Source organism: Pseudomonas sp. B13(2017) (genome assembly GCF_002113245.1).
Taxonomy (GTDB): domain Bacteria; phylum Pseudomonadota; class Gammaproteobacteria; order Pseudomonadales; family Pseudomonadaceae; genus Aquipseudomonas; species Aquipseudomonas putida_Z.
In genome coordinates, this window is the sequence record NZ_NEJX01000004.1 from 263,581 (window position 1) to 276,716 (window position 13,136).

At 62.4% G+C, this 13,136-nt stretch carries 8 protein-coding genes; all 8 read right to left on the bottom strand.

Annotated features, from left to right (window positions below):
- Nucleotides 1–9 precede the first annotated feature (9 nt).
- The 8 genes from CAG44_RS08360 to hutH all read right to left on the bottom strand — a co-directional run bounded on the left by CAG44_RS08360 (nucleotide 10) and on the right by hutH (nucleotide 13,129).
- Entirely contained in the window at nucleotides 10–2,370 is a 2,361-nt protein-coding gene (locus CAG44_RS08360) for an RND family transporter (RefSeq protein ID WP_085691894.1), read from the bottom strand.
- Between the two features lie 45 nt (nucleotides 2,371–2,415).
- Nucleotides 2,416–4,242: a DUF1302 domain-containing protein gene (locus tag CAG44_RS08365; protein ID WP_085691895.1), complete on the bottom strand. Its 1,827-nt coding sequence runs from the start codon at nucleotides 4,240–4,242 to the stop codon at nucleotides 2,416–2,418.
- Between the two features lie 18 nt (nucleotides 4,243–4,260).
- On the bottom strand, nucleotides 4,261–5,598 hold the full coding sequence (locus CAG44_RS08370) for a DUF1329 domain-containing protein (protein ID WP_085588271.1): 1,338 nt from the start codon (nucleotides 5,596–5,598) through the stop codon (nucleotides 4,261–4,263).
- Nucleotides 5,599–5,789: 191 nt separating this feature from the next.
- Nucleotides 5,790–7,148 carry an FAD-binding oxidoreductase gene (locus CAG44_RS08375; protein ID WP_085691896.1) on the bottom strand — a complete coding sequence of 453 codons (1,359 nt, stop codon included), beginning with the start codon at nucleotides 7,146–7,148 and terminating at the stop codon, nucleotides 5,790–5,792.
- Between the two features lie 30 nt (nucleotides 7,149–7,178).
- Nucleotides 7,179–8,609, bottom strand: coding sequence for a coniferyl aldehyde dehydrogenase (locus CAG44_RS08380; RefSeq protein WP_085691897.1), 1,431 nt, complete (start codon nucleotides 8,607–8,609; stop codon nucleotides 7,179–7,181).
- A gap of 107 nt (nucleotides 8,610–8,716) precedes the next feature.
- A complete protein-coding gene (locus CAG44_RS08385) occupies nucleotides 8,717–9,721 on the bottom strand; it encodes an AraC family transcriptional regulator (protein ID WP_085691898.1) in 1,005 nt (334 codons plus the stop codon).
- Nucleotides 9,722–9,925: 204 nt separating this feature from the next.
- Entirely contained in the window at nucleotides 9,926–11,446 is a 1,521-nt protein-coding gene (locus CAG44_RS08390; protein WP_085691899.1) for an FAD-dependent monooxygenase, read from the bottom strand.
- 159 nt (nucleotides 11,447–11,605) lie between these two features.
- Nucleotides 11,606–13,129 (bottom strand): histidine ammonia-lyase, encoded by a 1,524-nt coding sequence (gene hutH, locus CAG44_RS08395; RefSeq protein WP_085691900.1) that lies wholly within the window; start codon nucleotides 13,127–13,129, stop codon nucleotides 11,606–11,608.
- Nucleotides 13,130–13,136 lie beyond the last annotated feature (7 nt).

Sequence of the window (13,136 nt, forward strand, 5' to 3'; positions counted from 1 at the left end):
CAGCCCTTCTCAATGAGCGGCCAGGGGTGCGCGAACCGGCCCCCGTCGCGGAACCAGCATTTCCAGCACCACCGCCAAGGCCGGCAGCAGGGTCACGGCCATGAGCATGTTGGCCATGAACATGAAGGTCAGCAGCAGGCCCATGTCGGCCTGGAACTTCAGCGCCGAGAACGACCAGGTGGCCACCCCCACCGACAAGGTCAGCGCAGTGAACACTGTGGCCACACCCACCTCGCGCAGGGCCTGCTGGAACGCGGCGACGATGTCGCGCCCCGCGGCCAGGTGCAGTTGCAGGCGGTTGTAGATGTAGAAGGCGTAATCCACCCCCACGCCCACCGCGAGCACCATTACTGGCAAGGTGGCCACAGTCAGGCCGATGTCGAGGGCCTTCATGAACCAGTAGCCGAGGAAGGTCGCCAGGGTCAGCGGCAGGCAGCAGGCGAGCATGGCTCGCCAGTCGCGGTACACCAGCCCAACCAGCAAGACGATGGTCAGGTACACGTAGAGCATCATCGGCAGCTCGGAACTCTCCACCACCGCATTGGTGGCCGCCTGCACCCCGGCACTGCCGCTGGCCAGGCGCACGTCCACTCCGGGCAGGACATGACGCTCGCGGTACCGCTCGACGGCCGCGGTCACCTGCTTGAGAGTGCTGGCCTTGTGGTCGGCCAGGTACAGGTTGACCGGCAGCACGGTGCAGTCGGCATCGAACAGGCGCAATGCTTCGGGCACCTGGCGCACGGTTTCGCCCAGGGAAAGTTCGTCGACCGGCAGCGCCGCCCATTTCGGATTGCCTTCATTGACCCCGGAGGCTGCCAGCTTGGCCATGGCTGGCAACGACTGCGCCGACAGCACGCCGGGCAAGGTGCCCAGGTACCAGGTGAGACGGTCGACATAGGCCATCACGTCATGCCGGTAGCAACCGCCAGCCGGGGTCTGCACGGCCACGGTGAACAGGTCCAGCCCCAGGGCGAAATGGCTGACCACCTGCTCCACGTCCTGGTTGTAACGCGAGTCGGCGTGCAGCTCGGGCGCTCCCGGCAGCACATGGCCGATGTGCCGGCCTTGGCTCTGCCATACCGCCAGCGCCATCAGGCCGAAGCCCAGCGCAGTCACCAGCACTGCGTTGCGTGGCTCGGCAATGCGCCCGAGGCCGGTCATCAGCCCCTCGCGGCGCGCCCGCAGGCGCTCCACCTTGGCCACGTAGTGCCGGTCGAAACGGCAGTAGCTGGCCAGCAGCGGCAACATCACCAGGTTGGTGACGATCTTGTAGGCCACCCCCACCGAAGCGGTGATCGCCAGTTCGCGAATCATCGGGATCGGCACCAGCACCAGGGTGGCGAAGCCGACGAAAGCAGTGATCAGGGCCAGGGTGCCCGGGATCATCAAGCCGACGAAACTGCGCCGGGCGGCGGTCATGCCATCGGCACCGGCGCAGACCTCCTTGGCGATGAAGTTGACCTGCTGCACGCCGTGGGACACACCGATGGCGAACACCAGGAACGGCACCAGGATCGCCAGCGGATCGAGGCCGAAGCCCAGCAGCGTCAGGGTGCCGAACTGCCACACCACCGACACCAGCGAGCACACCAGCGGCAGCACGGTCAGCCGCCAGGAGCGGGTATACCAGTAGACGGCCAGGGCCGTGAGCACGAAGGCCAGGGCGAAGAACTCGACCACGCTGCGGGCGCCGCTGCCGATATCGCCCATTTGCTTGGCGAAGCCGATGATCTGCACATCAAAGTCAGCGTCGGCGTACTGCGCCCGCACCTGCTCTTCGAGCTGGCGACTGAAGGCCAGGTAGTCCAGGCGCTTGCCCGTCACCGGGTCCGGGTCGGCCAGCTCCGCTACCACCATCGCCCCGCGCTGGTCGTTGGCTACCAGGCTGCCGACGAAACCACCGGCCAAGGTGCGCTCGCGGATGCCGGCGATGGCCCGGGCATCGAGGTTGCCGACAGTAACGTCGCCGCCGACCACGTCCTCGGCCTTCATGCCCTCCTCGGTGATCTGCACCGCGCGGGTGTTCGGCGTCCACAGCGAAGTGACGCTGCGCCGGTCGACGCCCGGCAGGAAGAACAGTGTCTGGGTCAAGTCATGCAGGCGAGTCAGTGCCGCCTTGTTCCAGATATCACCATGATTCGCCCGCAGCACCACGATGACCCGGTTGGCACCGAACAGTACATCCCGGTACTGGTTGAACGTCTTGATATAGGGGTGTTGCTGGGGCAGTTGTTTGTCGAAGCCCGCCGACATCTCCAGGCGCGCGGCGAACAGGCCCATCACCAGGGTAACCACGGCCAGCAGGCCGAGGGTCGCCAGGCGATGGCGAAAGACCAGGCGCTCGAGCGCCGAGACCAGATAAGCCAGCATGAAAAGCCTCCCCGCCACGCGCCTTGCCAGCGCTTGGCGGCCGGATCAGAAGGAGTAGGAAATGTTGCCGCTGATGAAGTCGCGGTCGGCCATCAGGTTGTTGTCGCCCCCGCCCCAGTAGCGCACCCACTGCAGGCCGCCTTTCCAGCTGTCGCGGTAGTTGAACAGCAACGAGCTGGTCAGCGACTTGCGCCCCTCGACGAAGGGCATGGCGTTGGGCGTGGTGCCCTTGACGTCGTGGCTGAAGTCCAGCTGTGGCGTGACGGTCACGCCACTGCCGAACAGGTTCGGGTAGTTGACGCCGAACTCAGTCACGTAGCCCCAGGAGGTGCGGTCGGGCAGCGAGTAGTCCGGCAGTACGTAGGGCACCCGGCCCGAGTCATCCAGCCCCGGATAGCGAGTGACCGCTACCTCCGCCAGCAGGAAGCCATCAGACGCACCCAGGGCACTGGGGATGAAGCCCAAGGGGTCGTTAGCCGAAAAGGTGTAGGTGGCGTTGACGTCAGCCTGCCATTTGCGTTCCTCGACAAAACCCTTGCTCACCCCGGTGTCGAACACGCTGTAACGGTTGAAACTGCCAGTGAAGGCCTGCCCGAACGCTACCGTGGGGTCTATTGCCACGCTATCCCGGGGCCGGAACGACAGCTCGCCGGCCACGGCCACAGGGCCGACCAGGGTGCTCATCGACAGGCCGAACAGGTCTTTGTCCTCGCCATAGTTGATGAAATAGTCGTCCACGACCAAGGCGTCAGGATTGCTCCGTGCCGTATAGCCGACAAAGGGCAGCTTGTCGTGATAGCGCTGATAGAACAGGCCGAACTCGGTGTTTATCGACTCGGCCATCCAGCGCAGCGCCAGGCCGTACTGCCCGCCGTTGCTGGCCTTGCGCTCACCGCCATACGGCACCGCCAGGCCGCTGGCCACCAGTTGATCGTGGCTCAGGCCACTGGTCAGCGGGTCACCGCAACGGCCAGTCGGTGTACCGGCGCAGGTGCCGGGCTGCAGGCCCTCGACGAAGCTTGTCGGGTAATGGATCGCCCTGCGCCCTTCACCGACGATGTCGACGGTGGAGAAGTAGGTGCCTACCGGGTCGACATCGTAGGCATTCCACTTGAACTGGTAGTAGCCCTCCAGGCTCAGGGTGTCGGTCATGCCCAGGCTGAACGAGGCCATGGGCGCGGGGATGAACACCTCTTTGAGCTGGGTGCCCGGGGTATGGTACTTGGGCAGGCTCAACGCGTTTATCTGGTTGATGCCACCACTGATGAACATCTCCGCGCCCCAGCTGATCACCTGGTTGCCAACCTTGACCTTGGCCGGCATCTCACCAATGTCGAAGCTTTTCGCCAACCACAGGTCGAGCAAGTCGAAGCGTTTGGTGGCGTCGCGTCTAGCCGGGCCTTGCAGGTCGGTGCGCCGGGTATCGTCCATCTTGAAATCACGGGCCCAGGCAACCCGGCCCAGCGCGCTCCAGCCCTCGCCAAAACGCAGGCTCAACTCATGGGTGCCCTTGATCACCTGAGAGAACACATCGTGCTTGTGGTAGTTGAGGTTGCCATCGTCAGCGTTGCTGTAGTTGATGTCGGCATTGGCGTAGCCGTTGCCGCGCTCGAGGTTGTAGTAGCGGTCCAGCTCGTTGCCGGTGCCGGTATTGCAACCGCCGTTGTCGTTACCCAGCATATGGCAGTCAGGGGCCTGCAGGCGGCTGGCGAAACCGTAGGACAGGGACGAGTCGAAACTGCCCGACAGGCCACCCTCGCTACCGAAGGTAAAGGCCTGGCAAGGCTGGGTGCCAAGCAATCCGAATGCCGCCAGGGCCAGCGCCGGGCACGGTGCGGCCTTCGCCCATGCCCGCGAAGGGAGTTTGTTCATGCTGTGGTCTCCGGAGGATTAACGCTCGCCGCGACGGCGCAGTTCGTTGGCGTTGAACAGCTTGTCGCCAACCCGGCCTTGCAGGCCGGCGGTCAGGTCCAAGGCCGCCCCCTCCTGGGTGAAGCCATCGGCGATGTAACGCCGGGCGATCAGGTCATAGCTGACGTACTCGAAGCTGGTGCAGGCCTGGATCTCGGGGTCGGCCCACAAGCTGCCCTCCTGTACCCGCCACAGGTTGCCCTTGGCGTCGTACATGTCCACATGCAGGAGGCTCCAGCTGTCCTCGTCGAAGTAGAACACGCGCTTGGCGAACGAGTGGCGCTTGTCAGCCTTGACCGTGGCTTCGACCACCCACACGCGGTGCTTTTCGTAGCGCTGCGCGTCGCGGTCCAGGTAATGCTCGCCGATCAGCTTGTCGTAGGTGTTGCTCTTGTCCACCAGGCGGTAGGAGTTGTACGGCACCACCATCTCGCGCTTGCCCAGCAGCTTGAAGTCGTAGCGGTCCAGGGCACCGGTGAACATGTTGATCTGGTCGACGAAGTACAGGTTGTCGGAGCCGGCGATCGGGTTGTCGTAAGCGAAGGTTGGCGCCTGGCGCACGCGGCGCTGGCCTGGGAAGTAGATCCAGGCGTTCTGTGGCTGGTCGAGACGGGCGTGCACCAGGTACATTTCACCCGCGCGCGAAGATGGCGACTGGATGTCGTAGAGCAGCTTGGCTTCGATGTCGTCGGTGTCCGCGGGTGCCTTTACCGCGGGATCATTGTAGGGGTAGTACTCGCTGGCCCATTGACGGACCTCGGTCAGCCCGCCGCCGGCCTCACGGCGCAGGAACGAGATCTGCGCCTTGCGTCCCTTGGCCATGTAGCGCAGCTTGTAGTTCCACAGTACCTCGATGCCGCTTTTCGGTTGCGGGAACGGTACCGCAGCGCCGGCTGCATGCTCCAGGCGCCAGCCGTCGGCGCCGATGCTCGCCTGGCCGGCGAAGTCCTGAGTACGCTTGGCCACCTCGGCGGGGATCGCACAACTGCGGTGCGTCGGGTATACGTCCAGGCGGTAGCCCGGGTAGGCCTTGATCAGCGCCACCTGCCCTTCCGGCAACTGTGCCTGGTACTGAGCGACGTTGCTGGCATCGATCGAATACAGGCGCTTGTCACCGGCATACGGGTCGCCATGGCCCGGCGACCAGCCGGCCGGCGCCTGGGTAAGGCCGCCGCTCCATGCGGGTATGCTGCCATCGGCGTTCCCGGCCTTTTCGGCGCCAGTGGGGGTAAGGTCGGCAAATGCCGTGAACGGAATGGTGGTACCGAGCAGCGCCAGCAGCGCGCCGCCCAACAGGGACAGGGGGCGTGGTTTCATGAACTTTTCCTTGCGTGGTTCTTGTGGTTATCGAAAGGCAGTTCGCAGCAAACAGAGGGGTAAAAAGGGGCTGCCGAGGAACAGCCCAAGGTCGATTCCGACTCTGTGAGATAGACAGTATTCAAAGCTGCAGGCCGAGGCTTGGCAGGATGCGTCAGGATGTTTGTCATCCGGTGCCATGCCGCGCAGTCTCACGCCTTGAGGCTACGCTCCTCCCACCAATCCCAGGCCCGCAGCATTCTTCGCGCAGTACGCCCGGCCCAGCACGACAAGGTGTTGCCCGGCATCGGGATGATTTTGCGGTTCACGATCCAGAAATCGGTCAGCTCGCTCTTGTGCCCCTGCAGCAGATCGGCGATCGTCCGGCCATTGAGGTGGCTCAATGCGACACCATGGCCGAAGCAGCCTCCGGCATAGATCATGCGTTCATCACCGATGAAACTGACCTCAGGAACCATGTCGGCATTGACTGAAACCGGCCCACCCCAGCGATAGGCGACCCGAACGTCACGCAACTGCGGATAGATCCATTTCAGGTGGGCCTCGCAATGCTCCCAGGCGGCCGTGGACGGGCGCTCCTGCATGGCACTGCCGGTATAGGCCTGTACATCGCCACCGCCCATGACAATGCGACCGTCGACCGTGGGGCGGAAGTAATGCAACATCTGCCGGTTATCACCGAACGCTTCCCTGCCTTGCCACCCCAGGCGCTGCCACATGTCGTCGCTCAAAGGCTCGGTGACAATCTGGTAGGTCCACAACGGCAATTGCCGCCAGCGCAGGCTGCGAGGCCCGGGAACATCCTGTGCGTAGGCATTGGTAGCAATGACCACCTTGTCGGCGGTTACCCTTGCCGAGGGGGTATTCAACACAACTGCGCCGCCACTGTTGTCGATATCCAGCACCGGTGTGGACTCATGAATGCGAACCCCGGCCGCCGCTGCCAGTTTCTTCAGGCCACGCACCTGCTTGCACGGGTTCAGGTAACCCGTGTCGGCCTCCCGAATCCCTCCAAGCAGATGTGGCGAGTCGTTGCGTTGACGCAATTGGGCCTGACTCTGCCACTGCATGTCCGCTGCCAGCCCCAGTGACTCATACAACTCCAGGGTCTTGCCCAAACGTGCCAATTGCGCAGAGGAGTAACTGACTCGCATCAGGCCCGCATGCCGGTAGTCACAATCAATCCCATGCGTTTCGATCAGCTCGCGGGTGTGCGTCACCGCCTTCTCCAGGTAGTGATGGGCGTCGATCATCCTCTGCTTGCCCCAGCGCAGTACCACCAACTCAGGTTCCAGCCCGAACAGCTTGGTACTGAAGCCAGCGTTACGCCCACTGGCGCCGAAACCGATCAGCGCTGCCTCGAGCACCAGTACCCGTGCCCCGGGGTTGTCGCGCTTGAATTGCCAGGCCGCGTTCAGCCCGGTAAAGCCACCGCCGATCACTGCAACATCGACACGCAGGTCCTCGCTCAGGGGTGCGTCAGGTGAATAGGCTCCATAGGCGTGCTGCCAGAAGGAGCGGTGCTCATGCAATGCCTCGTTATCAGTCATGCCGGGTTCTCGCATTGGATAGGGTTGAGATCAGCGGCCGAGCATCAGCCGAATCAAACGCTCGAAGGTTTTGCCATAGGGTGGGTACAGCAGAGGGAAAGCCGGCCAGGCGAATTGCTGGAACACCGGACGCAGCTTGGAGAACTCAAGAAAGCCTTCGTAACCGTGGTAATGCCCCATGCCGCTGGCTCCCACACCGCCGAACGGAAGATCATGCTGGGCCACGTGCAGTCCGCAGTCGTTCAGCGCCACCCCTCCAGAGCGGGTCTGGGCGATGACCCGTTCCTGCAACGCCCGTTGGTGGGTGAAGAGATAAAGTGCCAGCGGGTGGTCGCGGTCGTTGATGTATTCCAGCGCCTCGTCGATGCAGCGATAGGTCTTCACTGGCAGGATCGGTCCGAAGATCTCCTCCTGCATGAGCAGCATCGAATCGCACACGTCGACCACCAGCACCGGCGCAATCTTTCGTGAGGCTGGATCACTGAGCTTGCCCCGCAACAGCTCGATCACCCTGCCCCCCTTGCCCCGTGCATCGTCCAGATACCCCAGCAGACGCTCGAACGAGGCACCATCCACGATCGAGGTGTAGTCCTTTGAATCCAGCGTCGGATAACGTGCCGGAACGATGCCCCTGCACTGCTCGACGAAGGCTTCGAGCCTGCTTTCATGTATCAGCAGGTAGTCAGGCGCAACGCACGTTTGCCCCGCATTCACCGTTTTCATTTGCAGAATTCGGCTGGCTGCGGTCTTCAGATCGAAATCGTCGGCGATGATTACCGGAGACTTGCCACCCAACTCCAGGGTTACCGGCGTCAGGTTGCTGGCAGCCGCTTTCATCACCTGGCGACCTGTATCTGCAGAACCGGTGAAGATCAGGTGATCGAAAGGCAGGCCAGAGAAAACCGAACCGCTGACATTCGGCACAATGGCCAAGGTCCGCTCATCGAAGTAAGCGCCCACCAGGCGGTGCAGCAAAGCGCACAGATTCCGTGAGTTGGCGGCCATCTTCACCATGCAGCGGTTCCCCGCTGCCAGGGCACTGGTCACTGGCCCCATTACCAGGAAAAGGGGGTAGTTCCACGGTGCGACCACACCGACAACGCCCTTGGGCTGCGGTACTACACGATTACGTGCCCCCGGGAACCAGAACGAGCCTTTACGCCGCTGCGACCTGGCCCAGCGGCCCAACCTTCCATGGCAGTCGCGAATGCCGTCCACGCTGAGAAACAGCTCCAGCAGCAGCGTTTCCTGATGGGCCCGGTTGCCAAAGTCCATGCTGATTGCCGCACAGATGGCTTCCTGATTGTCCAGCAGCAAGCGCTTCAGGCGCTGCAGATGCCGACGGCGTTCCTGCACTGTGGGTATCGGCTGCTCGCGCTGTGCGGCTCGCTGCAGCGAAAGAATGCGTAACGCCTCGGCTTCGCCACACTTGGCCGGGCTGGCGTTTACCGCTGTGTTCATCGTCGCTCTCCTGAAATGAAGTGGGCCAGCTGCCCAAGGCAGGCGCAGGCGCTTCTTTCAGGGTATAGAGGGGGACAACGGCTGAATTGACCGCAGGTGCCAGAGTTTCAGCCACCGGTGCCATGGGTACGACCGGCCAGCCGGTACTGCTGCGGTGAATGCCCGGTCCAGCGGCGGAATGCCCGGGTAAACGAACCGGATTCGGCGTAGCCGAGCAACAGTGAAATCTGTGTCATCGAATAGTCGGAGTGGTTCAGGTACCCCATTGCCAGGTCGCGGCGTACCTCCTCGATCAATACCGAGAACTCGATGTCCAGGTCCTTGAGGCGACGTTGCAGGGTACGCCGGCTGAGGCCCAGGTATTGGCTGACCTGATCGAGTGACGGCAACCCACTGGCCATGCCGAGTGCGATCATGCGGGTGATCCGGGGCAGCAATTCGTCGCTGATGTTTCGTTGCTCGCGCTCCTGCTGAAGGTACGGCTCCAGCGCCTTGAACAGTCGATCGTTACCCCGGGTGGCAGGCAGGCCAAGCACCTGGGCTGGCAACGTGATGCGGTTGGTCGGCTGGTTGAAAAACACCGGGCACATGAACAATTGCTTGTGCATGGAGACATCTGCCGGACGAGGGTGCTCGAAGTCCACCCGCAATGGCCGTACTGCGCTGGCAGTTATCAGTTGCAGCTGTCGCAGAATCGCGGCAATGGCAAACTCTGCATCCTGACGGCGATTGAGCACGGTAGTGTCGGTGACCTGATAGGTGACACGCAGCTGTCGGCCCTCGCAGCAATAGTCGATGGACGACTCCTGGGCGAACACCACGAGGTACGTGTGCAGCGTCATCAGGGCCTTTTCAACGCTAGGTGCGCAGTGCAAGGCGTGGCCCAGCGCGCCGAAGTCGTCGGCTTCGGTCTGACTGCCCAAGGTCAGGCCGATAGCAGGGTTGCAGCTACCGGCGGCCTCCCAGAGCGCGACATATTGTTCACCGGGGATTTCAATATCGGCGCGCTCAAGCAGCGCCAGGTCAATGCCGAGCGCGTCGAGGTGTGGGGCGAAGATATCCTTGAAGCGTCGGAAAAAGTTTTCCGAGATAACGGTACGCGCTGATTTCATGTTGTTCTTCGCAGATCGGTGCTGGGTGGAGCGGCTCAAGGGCGCTTGCCACGCAAACACAAAACACTTGAGTGATTCTTGATAGACCCAATTGGCGCCTGTCAGTCACAATTCATACACAGCGTACGCATGTGTGCAACCACGGAAAATGCCGACAGATTCAGTATCGACCATAACAGCGCAAGACTGGTGGGGCTGGGATGGTCATCGCATCAATCCCTGCTCCTCGAAATACCGGCTCAAGGTAGTCGCCTCCCCCTCAGGATCAGCCAGAGCGACATAGTTGTCAGGCCGCAACAGGTAAGCAGCATTTCTGGCAACGCCGGCTTTCTCGTACGCATCCTCCCAAGCGAAAACATGCAGTGCAATACCGTGCCTTGCGCACCATTGGGACAAGTCGGCCTTGGCTTCGCCGTAAACATGCACCTGCCACTGAATGGCTGCCAGTGAAGCGTAGTTGTCCTCGGTGCCCACAGGCAGCCATGGCAGGCGATCACCGCCCTGAACTCCACCGGCCTTGCCTTGGCTCAGCGGGCTTTCGCGGTAATCGAGGGTGGTTTGCGAAACCACTCGGAACAGGTACTCACGGACGTTTTCGCTCTTGTATGCAACGCTCGCGAAGAGCGGCGCGATGCGAGTACGTACAAAGTCGGCAAATCCGCCCTGAGCGGTAACGAAGGTGAACAGTTTGTCAGTTGTCTCCACCAGCGTGCGGGCAAATGCCTGGCGTTCGATCTGGAAGCTGTCGAGCAATGTGTCGGGCGCCGTCCCTTTCAACACCGCGGCCAGCTTCCATGCCAGGTTGATCGCGTCCAGAATGCCGGTGTTCATGCCCTGCCCTCCCGCCGGGCTATGGACATGCGCTGCATCACCGAGCAGAAGCGCCCGGCCACGGCGGAAATGGTCCGCGACGCGATGGTGAACACGGTAGGTGGAAAACCAGTTCACGGCGGTAATCCTGAGGTTCAAGCCGTTGATCGCATCATGGCCAACGTCCTCGAACGTCAGATGTTCAGGATGCTCGGCTCGCTCATCACGCACGGTGCCAATCAAGCGGTACTGGTCCTTTTCGCCATAGCACAAGAGCAGCACAAAATCGGATTTGTCAAAAGCGATATGCCCCTCACCTGCCGGCTCGACGCCAGTTACCCTGACATCCGCAACATAGAAAAGCTGTTTGTAGGTGCCGCCCTCGAAACCGCTGCCGATCTCTTGCCGCACAAGCGACCGAGCGCCATCGCACCCCGCCAGAAAAGCCGCAGTGCAGGACTCTTCTCGCCCATCAGCATGTTTCAGGAGGGCCGTGACATGGCTTTCACCCTCCTCGAAGGACAGCAGTTCGGTCTGCCGTTCCACCTCCACGCCGAGTGACTGGAGCTGCTGCACCAGCAGGCGCTCATGGCGGTCCTGGGGATAGATCAACACGAAGGGATACGCTGAAACCTCTCTGCCTGCGTCGCCCAAGGGGATACGCGCCCTGTGCCGACCGCGTGCCCACATGTTCATGGCAGGGGTTTTATAGCCGGCCTCTATCACTGGCTCGGCCAGGTCGAGCTGACGATAGAGCTCCAGCGTGCGGGCTTGAACAGCCATGGCGCGAGAAGCTTCGCCAGGACCACTGCTCTTGTCGACGATCCTTACAGCGACGCCTTGCCTGTTGAGCCAAAGAGCAAGAACCAGCCCGGTCGGACCGGCTCCGACAATGAGAACGTCGGTCTGCGCCATGATCTCACCTCGAACATCAATGACCTTGGAATCATGAATGTTCCTGGGCGCGCGCAAAGTCAACGTTTTATTGGTCGTTCGCAATCAAGGGGCATTTGCCCCCCGATTGCACAGGTCTTGACCCTCACGAGCCAAAGCCTTGAGTGGCCCTTGCATCGGTCATAGCAGCTCGGGGAATGCAGCGCCAAGCAGGCCCGGGTCCTTCAGGATCGATGCGCTGCTGGCGATATCCGGGGCCAACCAACGGTCCTGGGCATACGCCGGGACCCGTTCGCGCAACAACCGCCAGGCAACGCTGGTACCCGCGCCAAAGCGCTGCTCCTTGAGGAACTCGAATGCCTGGGCTGCCAACAGGTATTCGATGGCGAGGATCTGCGTGCAGTTCTCCAGGGCGCGGTGCAGCTTCAACCCGGCATTGGTGCCCATGCTCAGATGGTCCTCCTGCAGGCCGGAGGTGACGTAGTTGTCGACGACTGCCGGTTGTGCCAGCTGACGGTTTTCCGCACACAGTGAAGCGGCCACGTACTGGACAATCATCATGCCCGAATTCACCCCCGGCTGGCTGACCAGGAAGGCCGGCAAGCCGCTGACCAACGGGTTGATCAGGCGATCGAGACGACGCTCGGCAATCGCCCCGATCTCGGCCACCGCGATGGCCAGCAAGTCGGCCGCCATGGCCACCGACTGGCCGTGCGGATTCGCCTGGGAAACCACCCTATACGACTCGGGCGTACCCAGCAGCATCGGGTTGTCGGTGGTGGAGTTGAGTTCGGTTTCGATCTGCCGCGCAGCGTGTTCCAGCTGATCGCGCGCGGCGCCATGAACCTGCGGAATCGAGCGAATGCTCAAGGCGTCCTGGGTGCGAATGCCTTGGCTGCTGGCAATGATTTCGCTGCCGTCGAGCAGGCGCCGCAGGTTACTGCCCACGCGCTGCATGCCGGGGTGCGGTTTCATCGCGATGATTTCAGGGTCGAAGGCATCGAGCTGGCCGCGCAGGGCCTCGAAGCTCATGGCGCTGATAACGTCCGCCCATTGGCTCAACCGAGTGGCGTCGTCCAGCGACAAGCAGCTCAGGCCGGTCATGCAAGGGGTACCGTTGACCAGGCACAGGCCATCCTTGGCACCCAGTTTGACCGGCGCCAGGCCGACCTCGGCCAAGGCCTGCTGCGCCGGCATGATCTGGCCGCGATAGCTGACCTGGCCGACGCCCAGCAAGCTGATGCTGATATGCGCCATGTGGGTCAGGTACCCCACCGAACCCTGCTTCGGCACCTGCGGGGTGATGTGCTGGTTGAGCAGGGTCAGCAGCGCCTCGACCACCTTGCGCTGCAGACCGGAACGGCCCTGGCAGAAATTGATGATCGCCGCGCACATGATCGCCCGGGTCTGTTCGTCCGACAGCGCCGTACCCACGCCACAGGCATGGCTGAGCAAGGTGTTGTGCGACAGCTGGCTGAGTTGTTCGTCCTGCAACGAGACATTGCACAAGGCGCCAAGCCCGGTGTTGACGCCATAGGCGCGGTCACCGCTGGAAACGATGCGCTGGACAATCGCCTGGGCGTTCTCGATCCGCGCCCAGGCCGATGGGGCCAGCTCAAGCTTCGCGCCATGCCGGGCCACTGCCACCACGTCCTGCCAACGCACTGGCGCGTCGGCGATGATGATTATTTCGGCAAACGACATACACGCG